The 19,512-nt window shown below is 71.8% G+C and carries 17 protein-coding genes; 9 read left to right on the forward strand and 8 right to left on the reverse strand.

Features of this window, described 5'->3' with window-relative positions; genetic code table 11:
* Positions 1–54 precede the first annotated feature (54 nt).
* Together HTZ77_RS16385 and HTZ77_RS16390 are read left to right on the forward strand one after the other, a co-directional pair.
* Positions 55–1,755, forward strand: a complete 1,701-nt coding sequence (locus tag HTZ77_RS16385) for a tannase/feruloyl esterase family alpha/beta hydrolase (RefSeq protein WP_175590458.1) — start codon at positions 55–57, stop codon at positions 1,753–1,755.
* Between the two features lie 181 nt (positions 1,756–1,936).
* Positions 1,937–2,521, forward strand: a complete 585-nt coding sequence (locus tag HTZ77_RS16390; protein WP_175590459.1) for a DinB family protein — start codon at positions 1,937–1,939, stop codon at positions 2,519–2,521.
* 396 nt (positions 2,522–2,917) lie between these two features.
* Here HTZ77_RS16390 and HTZ77_RS16395 read toward each other — a convergent pair whose 3' ends face one another.
* The 3 genes from HTZ77_RS16395 to HTZ77_RS16405 form a co-directional block, all read right to left on the reverse strand.
* Positions 2,918–3,742, reverse strand: a complete 825-nt coding sequence (locus tag HTZ77_RS16395; protein WP_175590460.1) for an SCO6745 family protein — start codon at positions 3,740–3,742, stop codon at positions 2,918–2,920.
* 349 nt (positions 3,743–4,091) lie between these two features.
* Positions 4,092–5,831 carry a tetratricopeptide repeat protein gene (locus HTZ77_RS16400; RefSeq protein ID WP_175590461.1) on the reverse strand — a complete coding sequence of 580 codons (1,740 nt, stop codon included), beginning with the start codon at positions 5,829–5,831 and terminating at the stop codon, positions 4,092–4,094.
* Positions 5,832–6,411: 580 nt separating this feature from the next.
* Positions 6,412–6,894 carry a MarR family winged helix-turn-helix transcriptional regulator gene (locus HTZ77_RS16405; RefSeq protein WP_175590462.1) on the reverse strand — a complete coding sequence of 161 codons (483 nt, stop codon included), beginning with the start codon at positions 6,892–6,894 and terminating at the stop codon, positions 6,412–6,414.
* 109 nt (positions 6,895–7,003) lie between these two features.
* Between HTZ77_RS16405 and HTZ77_RS16410 the strand changes: the two genes are divergently transcribed.
* The 3 genes from HTZ77_RS16410 (at position 7,004) to HTZ77_RS16420 (ending at position 9,299) form a co-directional block, all read left to right on the forward strand.
* Positions 7,004–7,348, forward strand: a complete 345-nt coding sequence (locus HTZ77_RS16410; protein WP_175590463.1) for an EthD domain-containing protein — start codon at positions 7,004–7,006, stop codon at positions 7,346–7,348.
* Between the two features lie 71 nt (positions 7,349–7,419).
* Positions 7,420–8,283: a DODA-type extradiol aromatic ring-opening family dioxygenase gene (locus tag HTZ77_RS16415; protein WP_175590464.1), complete on the forward strand. Its 864-nt coding sequence runs from the start codon at positions 7,420–7,422 to the stop codon at positions 8,281–8,283.
* An 80-nt stretch (positions 8,284–8,363) separates the two neighbouring features.
* Positions 8,364–9,299 carry an NADP-dependent oxidoreductase gene (locus tag HTZ77_RS16420; protein WP_175590465.1) on the forward strand — a complete coding sequence of 312 codons (936 nt, stop codon included), beginning with the start codon at positions 8,364–8,366 and terminating at the stop codon, positions 9,297–9,299.
* 459 nt (positions 9,300–9,758) lie between these two features.
* Here HTZ77_RS16420 and HTZ77_RS16425 read toward each other — a convergent pair whose 3' ends face one another.
* Together HTZ77_RS16425 and HTZ77_RS45275 are read right to left on the reverse strand one after the other, a co-directional pair.
* The gene (locus tag HTZ77_RS16425) at positions 9,759–10,418 is read right to left on the reverse strand and encodes a response regulator (protein ID WP_175590466.1); all 660 of its coding nucleotides are present in this window, start codon (positions 10,416–10,418) and stop codon (positions 9,759–9,761) included.
* Positions 10,415–12,343 (reverse strand): histidine kinase, encoded by a 1,929-nt coding sequence (locus HTZ77_RS45275; protein ID WP_205302730.1) that lies wholly within the window; start codon positions 12,341–12,343, stop codon positions 10,415–10,417. Before HTZ77_RS45275 ends, HTZ77_RS16425 begins: the two co-directional genes overlap by 4 nt.
* 584 nt (positions 12,344–12,927) lie before the next feature.
* Here HTZ77_RS45275 and HTZ77_RS16435 point away from each other — a divergent pair.
* Entirely contained in the window at positions 12,928–14,292 is a 1,365-nt protein-coding gene (locus HTZ77_RS16435; RefSeq protein ID WP_175590467.1) for an FAD-binding oxidoreductase, read from the forward strand.
* Positions 14,293–14,868: 576 nt separating this feature from the next.
* On the opposite strand, the gene HTZ77_RS16440 is transcribed toward HTZ77_RS16435, so the two are convergent.
* A complete protein-coding gene (locus tag HTZ77_RS16440) occupies positions 14,869–15,063 on the reverse strand; it encodes a DUF4236 domain-containing protein (RefSeq protein WP_175590468.1) in 195 nt (64 codons plus the stop codon).
* A gap of 82 nt (positions 15,064–15,145) precedes the next feature.
* Entirely contained in the window at positions 15,146–15,349 is a 204-nt protein-coding gene (locus HTZ77_RS16445) for a DUF4236 domain-containing protein (protein WP_175590469.1), read from the reverse strand.
* Between the two features lie 231 nt (positions 15,350–15,580).
* On the opposite strand from HTZ77_RS16445, the gene HTZ77_RS45280 reads away from it, so the two are divergent.
* The 3 genes from HTZ77_RS45280 (at position 15,581) to HTZ77_RS16460 (ending at position 17,459) form a co-directional block, all read left to right on the forward strand.
* Positions 15,581–15,937, forward strand: coding sequence for a hypothetical protein (locus tag HTZ77_RS45280; RefSeq protein WP_205302732.1), 357 nt, complete (start codon positions 15,581–15,583; stop codon positions 15,935–15,937).
* Positions 15,934–16,413: a hypothetical protein gene (locus HTZ77_RS16455; protein WP_175590470.1), complete on the forward strand. Its 480-nt coding sequence runs from the start codon at positions 15,934–15,936 to the stop codon at positions 16,411–16,413. The genes HTZ77_RS45280 and HTZ77_RS16455 overlap by 4 nt, the downstream gene beginning before the upstream one ends.
* Before the next feature lie 182 nt (positions 16,414–16,595).
* Positions 16,596–17,459 carry an SMP-30/gluconolactonase/LRE family protein gene (locus tag HTZ77_RS16460; protein WP_175590471.1) on the forward strand — a complete coding sequence of 288 codons (864 nt, stop codon included), beginning with the start codon at positions 16,596–16,598 and terminating at the stop codon, positions 17,457–17,459.
* Positions 17,460–17,702: 243 nt separating this feature from the next.
* Here the strand turns inward: HTZ77_RS16460 and HTZ77_RS16465 are convergent, their stop codons facing one another.
* Entirely contained in the window at positions 17,703–19,469 is a 1,767-nt protein-coding gene (locus HTZ77_RS16465) for a right-handed parallel beta-helix repeat-containing protein (RefSeq protein ID WP_175590472.1), read from the reverse strand.
* Between the last annotated feature and the right edge of the window lie 43 nt (positions 19,470–19,512).

The following is a 19,512-nucleotide window of genomic DNA, read 5'->3' on the forward strand; positions in this document are numbered from 1 at the left end:
TGTGTACGGGGCCGGACGCCGGGCCGCACCGCTGGAATCCGGGCGCTACCGGTTGTGCTCGCCGTCCTCGTCGTCCTCGCGATGGCCGGCGGTGGCCAGGCCGCGTCCCGTACGGCCGTGGCCGGGGTGTCCGCCGAGGCGCGCGGTTCGTCCTCCGGCCCTCCCGTGGTGCTGCCGACGATCGACTGCGCGGCCCTCGCCGGGCAGGACCTGTCGGGAACGCCCGGCGCTCCGGCGGTCATCGGGTCCGCGACCGCGACGACCTCGCCGGACGGCTGGGCGGCCTGCGAAGTCAAGGGAACCGCGGCGCCGCAGATCCAGTTCGACGTGCTCCTCCCCACCGAGACGTGGCGGCAGCGGTATCTGCAGACCGGGTGCGGGGCGTTCTGCGGGAGCGTCGACATCTACGCCGACGCGACGGCCGGGTGCGTGCCGCTGACCCGCGGCGACTTCGCCATAGCCACCGGCAACGGGGGGCACGTCGGCGTCTCCGGCTTCGACGGCACGTTCGGTGCCGATCCGCAACTCCGGGTCGACTTCGGCTACCGGTCCGACCACGTCGTCGCGCTCGTCGCCAAGCGGCTCATCGCGCTCTACTACGGGCAAGGCCCGCGCTACTCCTACTTCGACGGCTGCTCGCAGGGCGGCCACGAGGGGATGACCGAGGCGCAGCGCTACCCGCGTGACTTCGACGGCATCATCGCCGGCGCCCCGGCGTCGTTGCTCACGTCGCTCATCGTGTGGTCCGCGGGCTGGCACGCCACGGCCAACACCGACGCGCAGGGCCGGCCCATCCTGACCGCCGCCAAGCTTCCCGCGCTGCACGCCGCCGTCATGCGCGAGTGCGACGCACGGGACGGCCTGGCCGACGGCCAGATCGACGACCCGCGTGCCTGCTCGTTCGATCCGCGGATCCTGCGCTGCGCGACCGGAACCGACAGCGCGGACTGCCTCACCGACGCGCAGATCGGCGCCGTACGCAAGCTGTACGACGGGCCACGCGACGAGCGGGGCCGGCGGATGTACCCGGGGGGCGAGCCCGTGGGCTCGGAAGCGAACTGGGCCCGCTGGGTCACCCCGACCGCCACCGGCGCCCCGGCCGTGGCCGAGGGCAACGCGACGAACGCGCTGAAGTACCTCGCCTACCCGTCCGCCCGGCCGTCGGCGACACTGCACGACCTGCACTACGACTCGGCGACGTTCCGCGAGATCCACCGGCAGGCCGGCGTCTACGACGCGAGCGACCCCGACCTGACGGCCTTCCGCGCCGCGGGCGGGAAGCTCCTCCTCTGGCACGGCTGGGCAGACCAGGCAATCTCGCCGTACGGGACGATCGCCTACTACCACGCCCTGACCGAGCGCATGGGCGGGACGGACGCCACGCAGCGGTTCGCCCGCCTGTTCATGCTGCCGGGCGTCGCCCACTGCGGTGACGGTCAGGGACCGGACGCGATCGACGCGCTCACCCCCACCCTCGCCTGGGTCGAGAACGGCGTCGCACCCGACCGGCTCGTCGCCACGAAGCGCCAGGACGACACCGTCGTACGGACCCGGCCGATCTACCCCTATCCGACCGTCGCACGCTACGACGGGAGCGGCAGCACTGACGACGCGGCGAACTTCGCGCCGACACCGCCGCCCACGCGCTACGAGGACGACATCCCCTGGCTCGGGTCGTTCCGCTCCGGCTACGAGCAGACCTGCGGCTGGCACGACGGACGCTGGTCCTGCACCCCGGCGCAACGGCCGAGCTAGCTTGGGCCCTTCGCTCCCGAACGTGTCCCCAGCCATCAGGTAGCCATGGTGACCAGGCGAACTCGCCGTATGCGGTGACGTATGCCGCGTAGTTCTTCGCGATGATGGCCGGGGGCCAGGTTGAGCCACGAGCCGGGCGAGGCGCGGCGGGCGTTCCAGGTGCCTGACAGAATCGTGACCCATGATCGACGATTTCGCGAAAGACAACCTGCACGGGAGACTGCGGCGGGACCGCAAGGCGCTGCTCTGGAAACTCGACGGCTTGTCCGAATACGACGCCCGTCGACCTTTGACAGCGACCGGGACCAACCTCCTCGGTCTGGTCAAACACGTGGCCAGCGTCGAGGCCAGGTACTTCGGCGAGGTCTTCGACCGTCCTTCCCCGGAACCGCTGCCCCGGTGGCAGGACTCCGACGGCAGCGATCTGTGGGCGACCGCGGACGAGACCCGCGATCAGATCATCGGGTTCTACCGGCGTACGTGGGAACACGCGGACGCGACGATCAACGAGCTTCCCCTCGACGCCCCCGGCCACGTGCCGTGGTGGCCGGAGCCTTATCCCAACACGAACCTGTTCGCCATCATGGTCCATGTCCTCGGCGAGTCCAACCGGCATGCCGGGCACGCCGATATCCTGCGCGAGGGCCTCGACGGCCGGACCGGGGTGCGCCCCGAACACGAGATGCAGATCGACGAGGAAGCCCGTGCAGCCTACTGCGCGAAGATCGAACTGGCCGCCAGGGCAGCCGCATCCATCAAGGCTTGACCACGATCGCGCCACCGTGGCCCCGGCCAAGGGCGGAGCCACGGTTCACCTCCGCCCGTATCACCGCCGAGACCGACCCCGTCCCTCGTACCGCGAGAGCTCCGCGCGGGGCTCTCGGCGTCGTCGGCGCAGGCCACCCGGAACGCCGCTCCGCCGTCTCCGCCCTCCACAACGAATCCCTCGGCGGGTCTGGCGCGGATCGGGGTGCCGTCAACCACGTGTCACAGGCCGCCAAACCTCGAAGAGCCCTGGCCTGCGGTCGCTACCGCTTCGACGGGCTCATCGACCTCGACCGCGGCGGCGCCTTCGGTTCCCGTCATCCTGGTGATCCCGCGTAGCGACCTGCTCACCTCGGTGGCCGGACTGGAGATCGTGGCCGTCGTCTGATGCGCCCGCTCAGTCGTCGACGGCGTGTGCCGCGGCGGCGATCGGTTCGAGCCCCGCGACCAGCTCGTCGAGCTCATCCGCGGCGAGCACGTCGTACGCCGGCGCGGCCAGCTCATCGGTGAGCGCCTCGATCCGCTGCTTGATCTCCCGGCCGGCGTCGGTGAACCCGCCGGCGGCGTCCACGAGGCCGCGGCCGCTCAGCCCGTCGACGACAGCGGCCAGCTGTGCCTGGGGCAGGTGGTGGATCCGGCCGAACTCCTCCGCCCTCATCCCGAGGGAAAGAGCCATGAGGACGTGGGACTCGGTGCCGCCGATGCCGTGGGCGAGGAGGGCGGCGTTGTGGCCGTCCCCGCGGTGTTCGCGCAGCAGCGTCGCCGCGTGCCACAGCCTGGCCACCGGCTCCTCGGGCACGTCGAGCGCCCGGAGCCCGGCGTACAGCGCTCTGCCCTCGGCCGGCGCGCTGAGCGCTGCCCGGGTGGCGAGGTCGGCGACCCGTACCAGAGCGGGGGAGCCGGCGAGCTCGCCGATCCTCTGCCGCAGCGCGGCGGCGCTGCCCCGCTCGCGCACGGCGATCGCCTCCTGCGGGGTGATCTTCCCCCACACCCAGGGGATGTGGCGCGCCACCTCGCCGTCGGCGAAGTTGTAGAAGACCGCGTGCACCACCCCGGCCGGCGCCGGCCCCAGCGGCGCGGCCCGGCCCGCGAAATACCCGTCCCAGTAGTTGCGCATGCCGAGGGCCAGGAACTCCTCGTTCACCACCTCGGAGAAGGTGACGGTGGCGATCGGCTCGACGAGCTCGAACATGCGGTGGACCCTGGCCTGAGGGTGCGGCATCGTTCGCATCTCCCTTGGTCGTGACAGCGCCCTGGTGGGCGGCTCCTTACCCCAGCTACGAACAACATGGCCAGGATCCGACAACTCCGGTCGATTCTGCCGGGCGATGCCGGGGTGGCGGGCGGTGTCACGTTGGTTCACGGCACCCCCGCTCGGCCGGCATCCGGTGCTCGGGCGTGGCGGCGCCGCGAAGGCCATGACGCGATGATGTCGGGAGGAGTGCTGTCACCAGGCACACGGGATCACGCCGCCGCAGGTCAGCGCCGGCCGATGGTCGCCATGACGTCGAAGTGGCCACGTGGGTGCCGGCGTCGCGAACAGGCATGGTGATACTCCGCGGCGGCCGCCGTCACTGCTCCTGCGGGTCCACCCCCAGGTCCCCCAAGAGGTCCAGCATCGTCCGTGAGCCCGCGGGGAACACCGTTCGCACCAGCTCGGCGCCACCGGTCACGGCCATTGCGCAGACCACCTCGACGCTGGGCGGAAGCCCGAGCACCCCGAGTCGGTACGCCCAGGTGAGATCGCCGACCTCCTCCTGCCGGCCTTCGTCGCCGGAGTCCACGGTGCGCCGCAGCGCCGCCGCCCACCAGGCGGCAGGCTCGGCCCGCAGGATCGCGTCGAGATCGGCCAGCGCGGCGTCGTGGCGGCCCGCGGAGTGGTGCAGCACCGCCCGCACCGCCAACGCGAAAGGGTCCTCGGGGTCGCGTGCCAGCCGCGTCTCCACCACGGCGGCGTCCTCCATGTCCGCCTCATCCGCATCGCGCAGCCCGTACACCATGGCCGCGAAGTCGGCCGCTTCCGTCGTGCGTGTCTCCTCATCAGCGGTCCCGGCCGCCACGAGCTCCCGCGCGGAGTCGGCGACCATCTCGGCGAAGGTCGTCATGAGGAGCTCCTCCATCTGGCCGTCCAAGGTGGGCCTGATCTCCTCGATGCAGCGCGCGATGACAGGAGAGCCGGGCGAGAGCCGGTCGGCTCGCATCAGGTCGATGTGCGCCTCGAACAGCCGGCCGAGTATCCAGTTGGCGAGCCCGCGCAGCAGCAGCGCGTCGAAGTGATCGGGGTCGCGCTCCAGCGCCAGGTCGGCGTCGGCCCGCGCATCCTCCGCCCTGTGGCATCGCAGGGCCGCATCGCCACGGCTGACGTAGGTGTCGGCGTCGTCGAGCCCGAGCTCGATGGCCCTGCTGAAGTCGGCGTACGCGGCGTCGTGCAGCCGGAGCTGCTCGTGGGCCTGACCGCGGATCATCACGGCCAGCAGCGCCTCGGGGTCCAGCTCGATCGCTCGGTCCAGGTCGGCCACCGCCGTCGCGGGGCGGCCCGCGACCATGTGCAGGATGCCCCGCAGTTCAAGGCTCTCGCTGTCGTCGGGGGCTGCGGCGAGCGCCACGTTCACATCGGCCAGCGCCTCCTCGAGCCGTTCGAGCTCGTACTTGACCTGGGCGCGCTCGGTGTAGGAGTCGCTGTCGTCCGGGTCGAGCTCGATCGCCAGATCCAGGTCCGCCAGCGCCTGCTCGTACCTCTTCAGCCGACGGTTGACCTGGCCGCGCTCACTGAACACGTACGACACGTCGGCGTTCAGTTCGACGGCCCTGTCAAGGTCGGCCAACGCCTCCTCCAGGCGCTCGTCCAGCCGGTGGAGGGTGGCCCGCCCGACCAGTGCCCAGAAGCTGTCGTCGGGATCGATCTCGATCGCTCTGCTGTAGGCGGCGACCGCTGCCTCCGGGTCGTGCCAGAGCAGGTCACCGCGTGCGGTGTGGGCGGCGGCGTCTTCGGGGAAGAGCGCGATCACCCTGTCGTAGTCGGCCAGGGCCTCCTGCTTGCGGCCGGCGTCGGCCAGCGTGCGTCCGCGTTCGACGTAGACCCAGCCGAGGTCGGGATCCAGCTCGACGGCCCGGTCGAAGTCGGCGAGCGCGGCCTCGATGTGTCCCATGGCGCTGAGCGCCTGTCCGCGCGAGCCGAGCGCGTAGGTGTAGCCAGGTACGAGGTCGATGGCCCTGGTGAACTCCTCGATGGCCGCTTCGTGGCGCCCCGCCAGCCGGTGCTCCTCCCCGCGCGCCGCCGCCTTCTCCGCCCGTGAGCCGGCAAGTCCCACTGTTCCCCCAGAGCGCCCGAATCGATCATTTACAGCCAATGACTTTGGATGCGCGGCAAAAGTTCCGAGAAGCGACCACGTGAAACGCGCCCGCACTGGCTCGCAGGCGCTGCACGGCTGGAAGCGTGCGGAGGACGTGGAGGCCCGGCGACGCCGATGGGTCCAACTCCGGACGACGGATTGAGCGAGATCGCGAAACCGAGTCGCGTGGCGTCCTTCTCACCGCGAGGTCAACAGTGGCATCTCTTCCAGGCGTGGCGCCGCACCTGACAGATGCTCAACAGATTCTCAACGCGAGCGGAGAACTCGGCCCCAGGGAGAAGGACATGAAGCCGATCACGAAGACGGCCACCGCCGTGCCGCGACCGCGATCTCGCCGCGCGCGTGGAGCACCGGGGCACAGGGCTCGGGCGCGCTCGGCACTTCGCGCAAACCGGATCAACTGGTACCTCGGCGGTAACACCTCAAAAACAAGAGCAGCGTCCAGCTGAGGATCCGCCTGGAGCGGCGGGGCGCCTGCCGGACAGGACGATCCGGTCGTACGAGTCCGGCACGGACGCCGCATGAGCGATGAGCGCACTCATCCGGTGGGGCCGCAGTCTGTCTCCCGCCGCAGGGTGTCGGCGACCCTGGAAAGCGCCGCGCCGAGGTGGCGGCGTTGCACGGCGGTCAGAGGATCGAACACGAGCCGGCGCACCTGTGCGACATGCCCCGGTGCGCTCTCGGCCAGTTGCCGCCGGCCACCGTCGGTCAGTGTGGCCAGCGTGTAGCGACCGTCGCTCGGGTCGACTCGACGAACGATCCACTCCCGCGCCTCGAAGCGGTCCATCAGCTTCGACAGCCGCGGGAGCGTGCTGTCGCAGACCCGGGCCAACTCGCTGAGCCGCATGGTGGCCTCATGCGCCATCGACAGCCGGGCGAGCACGCCGTACTCGAAGTTCGACATGCCCGCGTCGCGCTGCAGCTGACGGTCCAGGGCCGCAGGCAGCGCGATCACGACGGTGAGAAGGTCCTGCCAGATGTCTTGCTGCTCGGTGTCGAGCCACGTCGACGGTTCGTCCATGTGATCCATCTTACTTGCCCGAGCAACTGCGATCACTTGCCTGGGCAAGTCATTCCGGGATAGCTTTTGAGTTGCCCAGGCAAGTGAATTCCGATCTCAAGGAGACCTCGTGATCAAGATCAGCGCCTTCCTGACCCGCCGGGCCGACCTCACCCACGAGCAGTTCGTGGACTACTGGACGCAGAAGCACACCCCGCTGGTCCTGAGCCTGCCCGGCGGTGAGGTCCCGGTCCGGCGCCACGTCCAACTGCTGCCCACCGAGGACGGGATCCCCGGCATCAGCACCGCCGCCTACGACGGTGTGGCCGAGGTGTGGGTCGACGACATCGCCGACGCGGCCCGCTGGTTCACCTCCGACACCTACACCACCACCGTCGCCGAGGACGAGGAGAAGTTCCTCGACCGTTCGCAGACCCGCTTCCTCTACACCACCGAGACCCCGATCTTCGGTTGAGCGCCCCCCGCCGCCGTCAGCGCCCACGAGCCCGAGAGTCACGCCCGCCCCGTCCGACAAGGAACGACGCCATGACCACCCTGCACACCCCTCGCATCCCGGCCGGGGCCTACGACGATCACCTCGCCCGGGTCCTTCCCATAGCTCGCGAGCAGCGGCCCTGGGTCCCCGGCGACGGGGCGCTGCCGAGCCTGTTCGTCAGTCATGGAGCGCCGTTCACTCTCGACGACCCGCAATGGCTCGACGACCTGTTCACCTGGGCCCAGTCGTTGCCCAAGCCGAGAGCCATCGTGATCATCTCAGCGCACTGGGAGGACGCCCCGGCTGCGGTCTCCGGCGCGGCGGCGGGAACCCCGCTCTTCTACGACTTCAGCGGCTTCCACCCCCGCTACAAGACCCTGCCGTACGCGACCCCGGACGCGACCGATCTCGCCCACCGGCTCACGGTCACTCTCAGCCCGGCGACCGCGGTGCACGAGCGCCCTGACAGGGGTCTCGACCACGGCGCGTTCATCCCCCTCATGGCCATGTATCCCGCGGCTGACGTTCCGGTCGTCCAACTGTCGATGCCCAGTCTCGACCCCGCCGCGCTGCTCCAGCTCGGGGCACGCCTGCGAACCCTGCGCGACGAAGGCATCCTCGTCATCGGCTCGGGCTTCATGACCCACAGCTTCGCGGTCTTCCGCCGCCCCGACCTCGTCGCGCACACCGAAGCATTCGACGAATGGGCCGTTGACGCACTCGGCCGCGGCGACGTCGACGCCCTCACCGACTACCGCAACAAGGCGCCCGGCGCTGCGGTCGCCCACCCGACAGCCGACCACTATGTGCCCCTGCTGGTCGCAGTCGGCGCCGCGAACGACCCCGCCAGCGCCGTCAGCACGATCGACCGCATGGTGATGGGCAACTCCACCCGTTCGGTGCAGCTGACCTGAACGTCCCGCCGTTCCTGACCGTCCCGCCTGATCGCCTCATCCCTTGGCGACGACATCAATAAACACTGGAGGAAAGCGCCATGAAGGCCATACGTTTCCACGAGTTCGGCGGCAGCGAGGTCCTGCGCCACGAGGACGTCGACCGTCCGGTCCCCGGCACTGGACAGGTGCTGGTGCGGGTGGCGGCCACGTCGTTCAACCCGGTCGACGACCACATCCGCGCCGGTGTCCTGGCCGAGATGATCCCGATCACTCTCCCGTACGTGCCGGGGATCGACCTGGCGGGCACCGTCGCCGAACTCGGCGCGGACGTGACGGGCCTGGAGGTCGGCGACCGGGTCGTGGCGATGCTGCCCCTCGACTCCGCCGGTGGGGCCGCCGAGTACGTGCTCGCGCCGGCCGAGTCGCTGGCCCCGGCGCCCCGGACGATCGAGCTGGTCGACGCGGCGGCGCTGCCGCTGACCGGCCTGGCGGCCTGGCAGACGGCGTTCGAGCTCGCCGAACTGAAGCCCGGTCAGACCGTCCTGGTCAACGGGGCGGGGGGCGCGGTGGGCAGCCTTGTGGTGCAGCTCGCCGTCGACGCGGGAGCGCACGTGACCGCGGTGGACGCGCCGCACCACGCCGACCGCCTCCAAGGCTACGGCGCACACCGGGTCGTCGGCCCCCTCGACCTCGCCGCGGACCCGGCCGCGGTGGGCGGTCCGTTCCAGGTCGTGGTGAACCATGTGCGCGTCTCCCCGCAGGAGCTCGCACAGCTGACCGACTACGTCGCAGACGGCGGGGTCGCCGCCAGCACAGCCGGCCCGATTCCCGAAGACCCTGCCCGCGGGGTGCGCAGCGCGAGCCTGTGGGTCCGTAGCGACGGAGCCCAGCTGACCGAGCTGGTCGCCAAGGTGGATGCAGGCAAGCTCCGGCTCCACGTCGCCGCTCGCCGCCCGGCGGCCGAGCTGGCCGCCGTACATGAGGACTCCGGCGCCGGTCGGCTGACCGGCAAGACGGTCGTGCTCGCTCCCTGACCCCACCCGACCGGGTCGCCCGCCCCTCACTTCCCTCGCTCTCCCCCCGGTGGGCGGCCCGGAAGTTCGACGACAGCCGGGCCGCCGCCCGGCTGGGCAGAACCACAGCCTGGACCAGGTGATGGGCTTCATGGATGGCGGACGAGGGAGGGGGCGTTGTGCTGGATTCGGATGTGGGCTGTCGAGCCTCACCACGTAGGCGGGAGCTTGTCACAGCTTCCAGGACAGCTTGTAAATAGCGGTGGCGCCCCCGCGTTACTAACGGTGGGGCCCCCGCGTTACTAACGGTGGCGCCCCCGCTGATACCGCTCTCAGTTCTCGCACGCGCGCTGCGGTGTTCATGCGCATCGTCACCGCCCGCCAGCGAGGCGTCAGATGGTCGGTGGGTCGGTGGGTCGGCGGGTCTGAGGGAGCGGGCGTCAGATGGTCGGCGGGAGCGGGCTTCACCTGGTCGGAGGGTCAGCGGGAGCGGGGCGTCACCAGACCTGTCTCGTAGGCGAGTACGACGAGTTGGGCGCGGTCGCGGGCGTGGAGCTTCGTCATGGCGCGGCTGACGTGGGTCTTGGCCGTGGTCGGGCTGATCACCATGTGGGCCGCGATCTCGTCGTTGGACATGCCACGCGCCACCAGGGCCGTCACCTCCCGCTCCCGGTTCGTCAGCACCTCCAGGCCCGCGGGGGACGGCTCAGGGCGGTGGGCGACGTACTCGGAGATCAGGCGTCTGGTGATCGAGGGCGACAGGAGGGCGTCGCCGCGCGCGGCGATCCGTACGCCCTGGAGCAGATCGGCGGGTTCGGTGTCCTTCACCAGGAAACCGCCCGCCCCGGCACGCAGGGCGTCGAACACGTACTGGTCCAGGCCGTAGTTGGTCAGGATCACCACGTGCACGTCGATCAGCCGATCGTCGGCGGCGATGCGCCGGGTCGCCTCGATGCCGTCCATCACCGGCATCTGCACATCGACGAGCGCCACATCGGGACGGTGCTCCAGCGCCAGGGCCACCGCCTGTTCCCCGTTCGCCGCCTCGGCCACCACCTCGATGTCGTCCTCGGCGTTGAGCAGGGCGCTGAAGCCGGCCCGGATCAGCGCCTGGTCGTCGGCGAGCAGGACGCGGATCATGACGCGTCTCCGAGGCGGACGATCGGCTTCGACTCCTCGCCGGGCTCCTCGCCGGACGACGGCCTGGCTGAAGGCACGTCTGAATGTCTGTCCGAGGTCGCGCCCGAGGTCGCGCCCGAGGTCGCGCTCGAGGCCGTGACTGGTGTCTTGGGCTCAGTCATGTCTGAGGGCTTGTCCGAGGTCTTGGTCGTGGTCACGCTTGGGGTCTTGGTCGATGTCTTGTCTGCGGACCTGGCCGACGTCTTGCCCGAGGGCCTGGTCGATGCCTTGCTTGAGAGCCGGGCCGTCGTCCTGGCCGGGGTTTTGCCTGAGGGCCTGGTCGAGGTCGTGTCCGACGTCAGGTCTGGGGACTTGGTCGAGGTCGTGTCCGGTGTCCGGTCTGAGGGCTTGGTCGAGGTCGTGCCCGGCGTCAGGTCTGGGGACTTGGTCGAGGTCGTGTCCGGTGTCCGGTCTGAGGGCCTGGTCGAGGTCGTGCCCGGCGTCAGGTCTGGGGACTTGGTCGAGGTCATGTCCGGGATCAGGTCTGGGGATTTGCGCGAGGTCGTGTCCGACGTCAGGTCTGAGGATCTGGCAGACGTCGTGTCCGACGCTGTGTCTGAGGTGCGCTCTGATCCCTTGCCTGAGGTCTTGCCAGATGTGGCGGCTGATGGTTGCTCCGAGGCTGGGGCTCCTGGCTTCGCGGGCTTCTTCGGCTTGGCCGGTCGTTCTGCTCGCTCTTGCTGACGTGACTTGTCCTGATCCTTCACGTCCTTCAGCGACTCTTCGGGACGGGGGTGGGCAGCGAGGGACGCGGGGGTGGGGGTGGGGGAGCCGGTGAGCGGAAGCTCGGCCTGCACGGTGAAGCCGCCGCCGAGGCGGGGCTCCGCCCGGAGGTGACCGCCGAGGCCCGTGACGCGTTCGCGCATGCCGCGAAGGCCCACGCCCGGCATCGGAGGCGTCGCCAGGGAGCCCTGGCCGTCGTCGTCCACCCGCACGAGCAGCGTCTCGTCGTCGTACCGGATGAGCACCGAGGCCGTCGCGGGGCCCGCGTGACGGGCGATGTTGGTGAGCGCCTCCTGGACGATGCGGTACGCCGCCCGGTCGGCCTCGGCCGGCAGCGGACGCCGGTCGCCCTCGATCGTCACGCTCATGGGCAGGCCGGCGGCCCGGGCGCGGCCCACCAGGTCGTCGAGCCGGTCCAGGCCCGTGGCCGGAGGGTCGTCGGCCGAGTCGCGCAGCACCTCCAGCGTCGCGCGCAGCTCCCGCATCGCCTCGCGGCTGGCCTCCTGGATCGCCAGCAGCGCCGCGGGGACCTCCTCGCCGCGCTTGCGCGCCAGATGGACGGCCACCCCGGCCTGCACCTTGATGATGGAGATGCTGTGGGTGAGCGAGTCGTGCAGCTCCCTGGCGATGCGCAGACGCTCCTCGCCGGCCCGCCGCAGCGCCGCCTCCTCGCGGGTGCGCTCCGCCTCGGCGGCCCGGTGCTCGGCCTCGTCGAGGTAGGCGCGCCAGCCCCGGCTCGCGCTGCCCGCCACCGCCGCCGCCAGGAACCAGCCGACCATGAGGACCGTGCGCTCCGTCAGCGGCTGGAGCGGCTGCCCCGCCGCCTGGGTGATGCCGATCGCGAGACTGCCGCCCAGGAACGCGACCGCGCCCACCGCCGCGGCCAGCCGGTGGCCGCTCCTGACCGTCTCGAACATCGCCACCAGCACCGGGAACGCGGCCGCCGGGCCCGGGTTGGAGGTGACGACGAAGACCAGCATGAAGACCGTGGCCACGGTGAGCGCGACCAGCGGCGCGGCTCGCCAGGCGATCAGCCCGAGCGAGCCCGCCAGGACGGCGAGGTGGGCGAGGAGACCCGTGCCGGGCGACGCCAGCACGCCGGCCTCCAGCAGGATGGCGACCACGAGGGCGAGCGCCAGGTCGGGCGTGCGGACGAGCTTCATGGATGAACAGTAGAGGGTGGGGGTGGGGGGCCTCGTCGGCTCCAGGTCTGATCTGGGATGTACTACCAGGGTTGTAGGGGGTGGGCGGCGTACGCCGGGCCTGGTAGGCGGAGGTGTCTTCGCCTGCAGGACGACTCGGGACGGGGCGGGCGCCGAGGATCGGCGTCATGATCTCCCCCTCTGATGACGAAGTGTTCGAGCCCCCGCTGTCCACGGAAACTCGGGTCGATGCAGTCCCGGTCGATGCAGTCCCGCCCGATGCGGCCTCGCCCGATGCAGTCCCGCCCGATGCGGCCTCGCCCGATGCAGTCCCGCCCGATGCGGCCTCGCCCGGTGCTGCTTCGCCCGGTGCAGCCCCGCCCGGTGATGCTTCGCCCGGTACAGCCCCGCTCGGTGCAGCCCTGCTCGGTGCGGTCCCTCGCGATGATGCCGCCCCCCGAGGCGAGGTCTCTGCCCACCTTGGACATCCCGCCGCCCAGGGTGAGCTCTCATTCGGCCTGGGCCATGCCGCCGCTGCCCGGGGCGAGGTCCCTGCGGCCCCTGGTCACGCCGCCGAGCGAAGGGAGAACGTCACCACCTTCGACGTGACCGCCGCTTCCCTGCGAGAGGCGGCGCGCCGGCTGCGCGGGGTGTTCGGGGAACGGTTGCATCTGCCGGGCGAGCCCAGGTACGACCTCCACCGCCCTGCGTGGAACCTCGCCATCGACCCGCGACCCGCTGTCGTCGCCGAGGCGGCGAGCGCCGGGGACGTGCGGGCCGCCGTCGTCGTGGCGCGCGAGCACGGGCTGCCCCTGACCGTCCAGTCCACCGGTCATGGCACCCACGTGCCGGCCGACGGCGGGTTGCTGCTCAAGACCGGACGCCTGGTCGGCGTGCGGGTCGACCCCGAGCGCCGCACGGTCCGCGCCGGCGCGGGCGCGCGATGGTCCGACGTAATCGCCGCCGCGGCGCCGCACGGGCTCGCGCCGCTGTCCGGCACTCCCGCCATCGGCGTGGCCGGCTACACGCTCGGCGGTGGCGCGGGCTGGCTGTCCCGTCTGTACGGCTACGCGGCCGACTCCCTGGTCAGGGCCGAACTCCTCACCGCCGCCGGTGAGCCGGTCGTGGCGAGCAGGGACGAGAACCCCGACCTGTTCTGGGCGTTGCGCGGCGGTGGCGGCAACTTCGGCGTCGTGACGGTGCTGGAGTTCCGTCTGTACCCGGTCCGGGAGGTGTACGCCGGTATGACCTTCCACTCCGTCGACCGGGCGGCCGCGACGCTGGCCCGATATCGCGAGTGGGCCCCGGCCGCTCCCGACGAGCTGAACACCTCGATCATCCTCATGCGCAGACCCGGCGACACCGGCGGATGGGCGCTCGCCGTCCGCGGCTTCCACGCGGGCGGCGCGGAACGGGGACGGGAGCTGCTGGCTCCGCTGCTGGAGGCTGCTGGGCCCGCTCTGGCGGGCGGGTTCGAGGCCATGACGTTCGGGGAGGCGGCCACGGCGTTCGGCGGGCCCGAACCGGCGCCCATGGCGATCGGGCAGCACCTGGAACTGCTGCCCGAGCTCTCCGACGGCGCCGTCGAGGCGGTGACGGGCGCCGTGGTCACCACGCTCACGGCCGTCGAGGTACGCCACTGGGGCGGCGCCATGGCCCGGCCGGAACCTGACGCCGGACCGGTGGGGCACCGCGACGTGCCCTATTCCGTGATCGCGACCGCGGTCCCGCCCGCGGCCTCGGCCCGGCCGGAGGACGCCTCTGCCCGGGAGGGCGGCGACGCGCTCCACGACCTGGCCGGCGTCCTCCGTCCGTACGCCACCGGAGGATCGTTCCTGAACTTCCTCACCGACCCCGCCAGGACGCGCGACGCCTACACGGCTGCCGACCACGCACGCCTGACCCGGGTGAAGAAGAGCTGGGACCCCGGCAACCTGCTCGGGCGCGTCCACAACATCCCCCCGGCCTGAGACGAAACCCGCGGCCTGGGACGAAACCTCCGGCGTGCGCGAGACCTTCGGCCTGCGACAGGCCGCGGCCTGACGCAGCGCGACCCCATGAGAGGAGCAGGCAGATGCCCACACACTTCCGCAAAGGACTCAGCGGACGGGGACGGACAGGAGGGCGGGGGGAGGGGTGGCGAGCGACGAGGAGCTGGTGCGGCTGGTCGCGTTCGGGGCGATGACGGCGACGGCTCATGCGGAGGCCGCCATCACGGCTGCCACGGCCCACGCGGTCCTCGACTGATCATCCGCCTCACGCGCTCGGGTCGCGACTCATCCGCCTCATGTGCCCGGCGGTGTCACGCATCCGCCTCACGGGCAAGGCGTGGCACCTCATCCGCCTCACGGGCAAGGTGTGGCACCTCATCCGCCTCACCGGCACGGCGGGCAACTCACCCGCCTCACAGGCACGGCGGAGCTGTGCGAGCCGAACGCCTCACCATGCGAGCCGGCCGACGAAGAGGCCGGGGCCGCCGGTGATGATCAGGCGGCCCCGGCCGGGGCTCATGAAGCGCGCCGCCCTCTCGGGACGGGCGGCGTGCCTCAGTCTCTCGCACGGCTGCTCAGCGTCTTGCGCCAGTGGAATCCGCCCGGCAGGTTCACCGACAGGGTCTTGCGGCCGTCAGCGGTCTTGGTGACCCGGAACAGCCGGTTGCCCCAGCTGTGTCCGACACCGCTCCGGGACAGGTTCAGCCGCAGCGGCCCAACGTTGATCGACTTCCGGTAGCTCCAGCCCATCGCCGTCCTCCCTGGACTTTCCTTGACTTCAGAGACGTCGGAACGACGACCAGCTACCCGGAAAAAGCGAGATATATCGGGTTTAGTAATGTCCGCGGTAGTGTCGCCCGCCGAACGTCTTGCCGAGGTGGAAGCCGCCGGGCAGCCGTAGCGACACGTGCCTGCGGCCGTCGGGGGTGGTCGTGACGTGGAACCGGCGCCCGCCGAAGCTGTGGCTCACGCCGTGCCGTGACAGGTTGACCCGGAACGGCCCGACCTTGATCGACTTGCTGTAGTGCCAGCCCATGCTCCTCCTCCGGCGTAGGCGTCGCCCCGGGCGTCCGAAGGCGCGCCGGGCCGACGAGCGGTACCCGGGAAACGAGCGGCGGCCGGCCGTGGTTCCCAGCAATCCGGCAAAACGGACATCGGCGCATTTCTCAGCAGATCTTCATGAAGCGGCGAGAAAGCTTTGAGACAAACCGGAGAACGTGGGAGTCGACGCAAGAACCCCCGTACCGGATGGGCTCAGATGACACCCATGAAGATCAAGCTCGTGGCGGCGGCCCTGGTCGCCGGCCTCGCGACGGCGGCCTGCTCGGCCGCCGGGACGGCGAGCGAGCCGGCGCCCGCCGCCACCGCCTCGGCAGGCGCCGCGACCGCCGCAGCAGGCGCCACAGCAGGCAAGGTCTCGGCGAACACCGCCGACGAGTCCCGGATCGCCGCCGCGCTCAAGGCCGCCGGCGTGGACAACCCCGAGCGGTGGGCCGAGGAGGTCGTCGAGTACCGCCCGTACGCGGCCGACGACGCCGATCTCACCTCGTTGCGGCAGAACCTCGCCAAGTACAACCCGGGCGAGGACACCGTCAACAAGATCGTATCGGCGCTGACGCCATGACCCTGACCCTGCGCCATGGCCTGCTCGCGGTCGCCGCCATCAGCGTCGGGGGCGCCGCCGCGGAGCTGGCGGCGGAACGCCACTGGCAGTCGCTGGAGCAGCTCGTCCCCTGGGCCACGCTGGGGGTGCTCGTGCTCGCCCTCGGGGTGTGCGCGTTCGGCCGCTCGCCGCGCGGGGCCGCCGTCGTCCGGGTGCTCGCCGGGGTCGTCCTGCTGGCCGCGCTGTTCGGCGTGTACGAGCACGTGTCCGTCAACCTCGCCTCGGGCCCGCTCGACCAGCGGTACGCGGACACGTGGGACACGCTCGGCCCGCTCACCCAGTGGTGGTACGCCCTGTCGAAGACCGTCGGGCCGACGCCGCCGCTCGCGCCCGGCATGCTCGCCCAGAGCGCGCTCCTCCTCGTGCTGGCCACGTTCGCCTCCCCGCGGCGCGCCGGCGTGCCGGAGGAGAGCGGCAGGACGCGGGCGTCCGCCTGACGTGATCCCGGGCGTTCCGGAAGAGAGCGGCGGGACGCGCGCGCCCGCCTGACGCTGTTCACGACAGGTCCGTGGCAGTCTGCCTCTTGGCGGCAACGCGGCAACGCGGCAACGCGGCAACGCGGCAACGCGGCAACGCGGCGACCGCGGCCGCACCGATCCGCCAGGACGAGGAGCACGCCATGAGCATCGCCGTCGAGCCGGTGACCGGCCCCGTCGCCGAGCACGCCGAAGGACCTGTGTGGTGCGCCCGCTGGGGCGGCCTGCGCTGGGTCGACATGCTGGCCGGCGACGTGCTGCACCTGGACGCGGACGGGAGCGTGCGCCGCCGCCACGCCGGAAGGGTGGCGGCGGTCGTCCGGCCCCGCACGGCCGGCGGCTACGTGGTGGCGGGCGAGCGCGAGCTGCTGCTCGCCGACGCCGACGACCTGGACGCGCCGCTGCGCTCGCTGGGGGAGCAGTGGGGCGACCCGGGGATCCGGATGAACGACGGCGGCTGCGACCCCGACGGGCGCTTCTACATCGGCACCATGGCCTACGACGAGACACCGGGCGCGGGCGACCTGTACGTGGCCGAGCCGGACGGGACGCTGCGGGTGGTGGTGCCCGGGGTGACGATCTCCAACGGGTTCGACTTCAGCCCGGACGGGACGCTGGCCTACTACGCCGACACGCCGACGGGACGGGTCGACGTGTTCGACTACGAACCGGGACGCGGGCTGTGGGAGCGGCGGCCGTTCGTGTCCGTCGACCGGGAGCGGGGCGCTCCCGACGGCCTGACCGTGGACGCCGAGGGCGGGGTGTGGGTGGCGCTGTGGGGCGGCGGCGCGGTCCACCGCTACAGCCCGGACGGGACGCTGGACGCGGTCGTGGAGCTGCCGGTGGTCAACGTGACGGCGGTGACGTTCGGCGGGGACGGGCTGGACCGGCTGTTCGTCACCAGCTCGGCCCGCGGCGTGGACCGGGCCGAGCAGCCGGCCGCCGGATCGGTCTTCACGGCCGATCCGGGCGTCACCGGCCGCCCGGTCCTCCAGACGACGCTGTGAGCGAGTGACGACCCTGTGACGAAACCCTTCGCGGTGGCGAACGACGCCCGGTCCCCGAACCGCTCGGGCACGCGGATCTGCCGCCTCGCCCACGGGCTCATCTCCCGGTGCGGGTGATGCCAGGCCCGGTAGATCGCCGCGGTCGGGCGCGGCGCGCGTTCCGGCAGGTCGAGGACCCGCCGGAGGTCGCCGTTGCCCAAGGCGTCCATGAGGTCGTGATCGCAACGCCGGTGGTCAGGGCGGTCAGGAGGCGGTGGAGTGCAGTGGCTCGGCCGGGAGTCCCGGGCGGGGGGTCAGCAGGCCGGCCCGGGAGCGGACGGCCTCCGTGGCGGCCAGCAGCTCCGCCTCGTCCGCGAGCGTGGTGTTGTCCTCGTACGTCACCCCCGGCGGCGGCGCGTCGGCGCCCATCGGGTCGGCGTCCCACACGTTGCCCCGGTACACCACGTGCTCCAGCGGCGGCGACACGTGCAGGATCGCCGTGGTGTCGGCGCGCGCCACCACGTTGTCCTCGACCGTGACCCACGCCGCGCCGTAGTCGCAGTACAGCCCGAAGTTGTACGGGGTGCGCGTGTCGGTGATGACGTTGCCCCGGATCACCGCGCCGTCCTCGTACGACTCGCCCTGGGGCCCCGACAGGTAGACGCCGCCCCCGGCGGCCAGGACGCTCATCGTGCCGGTGGCGACGTTGCCCACGACGCGCGTGCCCCGGCCGGGCCCGGCGACGATGCCGCAGTGCGGCGTCTCGGCGACGTGGTTGCGGGAGACCGTGCACCTCGTGGTGCCCTGCAGCGCCACGCCGGGAGAGCCGGGGTAGTCGAGCCCGACGTGGTGGATCCAGTTGTCCTCGACCAGCACGTCGCGGGCGCCCCGCGTGACCGTGAGGCCCCCGGCGGACAGCGTGTCGAAGTCGCAGCCGCGCACCGTGACCTCCGCCCCGCCGCCCACGCCGAGGCCGGTGGCGCCCAGCCGGGTGAAGCGGCAGCCCTCGACCGTGACCCCGGACACGTCGTCGAGCACCACGCACGCCGGGATCGTGGCGGACTCGTCGGGCACGCTCACCGAGCCCACGCCCTCGCCCAGCGACACCGTGAAGACCGGGCCGCCCTCGTAGAAGCCGCTCCCGTGGTAGTGGAGGAACCCCTCCGGGCCGCTCGGCCGGGTCCAGGTGGCGTCGGCGAACGTCAGCCCGCGCAACGACACGTCCCGCGCGCCGGTCACGCGCAGCAGCGTCTCCAGGGCCGGGACCACCACGTCCTCGGGCCGCTCGCCCGGCCGGGGCAGGTAGCGGACGACGTGGGCGCCCGGCGCCGAGCGGTCCACCACGAACGTGCCGGGTCGCGTGAGGAACGCCGCGTCGTTCTCGATCCTGGTGGGCAGGCCGGGGCCGCGCGTGGTCATGCCCTGCCAGGTGGAGTTGTACAGGTCGAGGGCCCGGCCGAACGCGGGCTGCGCCATGGTGATGACCGTCGTGCCGTCCTGCGCCGCGACGGCGGCCACGCCGCAGCGGGCCTCGGTCCACGGGTAGACGCCCCGGTGGACGAACTCCACGTCGCCCGGGCTGCGCCAGTCCAGCGGGCCGGCGCTGTCGGTCGTGTAGCCGGTCTCGGTCATGACCGCCGCGCCGGGCAGGGCGTCGATCGAGGCGCGCTCGGCCCTGTGCCCCGCCACGTGAAGCTGGCGCGGCTCCAGGCTGCCGACGACGGCCGCCCACACGCCGCCGCTCTCCTGTCGTACGGTCACCCGGCGCCCTCCGCTCAGGACCACCTCCTCCTGGCCGGGGGTTCCGTAACCGAACGCCTGGTAGACGACCCGGCGGCCGTCGCGGCCGGAGTCGGCCTCGGTCAGCTCCAGCGGCTCCTCCAACGGGTACGTGCCGCCGCGGAACTGGACCAGCGCGTCTCCCGCCGCGGCGCGGGCCGCCTCGCGGGCCCGGCCGGGCGTGGCGAACGGCCGTTCGCGCGTCCCGGGTCCGGAGTCGTCCCCGCCGGGGGCCACGAAGATCTCGATCATGGACGGGTCCTCCACAGATTGTATGTTTATGGCGTACACAAGG

The organism is Nonomuraea montanisoli (assembly GCF_013363975.1).
Lineage (GTDB): Bacteria > Actinomycetota > Actinomycetes > Streptosporangiales > Streptosporangiaceae > Nonomuraea > Nonomuraea montanisoli.

What these genes read in the sequence shown, in the direction of transcription:
- HTZ77_RS16390 (WP_175590459.1), top strand. Translation starts at nt 1,937, where the DNA reads ATGATCGACGATTTCGCGAAAGACAACCTGCACGGGAGACTGCGGCGG.
- HTZ77_RS16395 (WP_175590460.1), bottom strand. Translation starts at nt 3,742, where the DNA reads ATGCCGCACCCTCAGGCCAGGGTCCACCGCATGTTCGAGCTCGTCGAG.
- HTZ77_RS16405 (WP_175590462.1), bottom strand. Translation starts at nt 6,894, where the DNA reads ATGGACGAACCGTCGACGTGGCTCGACACCGAGCAGCAAGACATCTGG.
- HTZ77_RS16415 (WP_175590464.1), top strand. Translation starts at nt 7,420, where the DNA reads ATGACCACCCTGCACACCCCTCGCATCCCGGCCGGGGCCTACGACGAT.
- HTZ77_RS16420 (WP_175590465.1), top strand. Translation starts at nt 8,364, where the DNA reads ATGAAGGCCATACGTTTCCACGAGTTCGGCGGCAGCGAGGTCCTGCGC.
- HTZ77_RS16425 (WP_175590466.1), bottom strand. Translation starts at nt 10,418, where the DNA reads ATGATCCGCGTCCTGCTCGCCGACGACCAGGCGCTGATCCGGGCCGGC.
- HTZ77_RS45275 (WP_205302730.1), bottom strand. Translation starts at nt 12,343, where the DNA reads ATGAAGCTCGTCCGCACGCCCGACCTGGCGCTCGCCCTCGTGGTCGCC.
- HTZ77_RS16440 (WP_175590468.1), bottom strand. Translation starts at nt 15,063, where the DNA reads ATGGGCTGGAGCTACCGGAAGTCGATCAACGTTGGGCCGCTGCGGCTG.
- HTZ77_RS16445 (WP_175590469.1), bottom strand. Translation starts at nt 15,349, where the DNA reads ATGGGCTGGCACTACAGCAAGTCGATCAAGGTCGGGCCGTTCCGGGTC.
- HTZ77_RS45280 (WP_205302732.1), top strand. Translation starts at nt 15,581, where the DNA reads ATGAAGATCAAGCTCGTGGCGGCGGCCCTGGTCGCCGGCCTCGCGACG.
- HTZ77_RS16455 (WP_175590470.1), top strand. Translation starts at nt 15,934, where the DNA reads ATGACCCTGACCCTGCGCCATGGCCTGCTCGCGGTCGCCGCCATCAGC.
- HTZ77_RS16460 (WP_175590471.1), top strand. Translation starts at nt 16,596, where the DNA reads ATGAGCATCGCCGTCGAGCCGGTGACCGGCCCCGTCGCCGAGCACGCC.
- HTZ77_RS16465 (WP_175590472.1), bottom strand. Translation starts at nt 19,469, where the DNA reads ATGATCGAGATCTTCGTGGCCCCCGGCGGGGACGACTCCGGACCCGGG.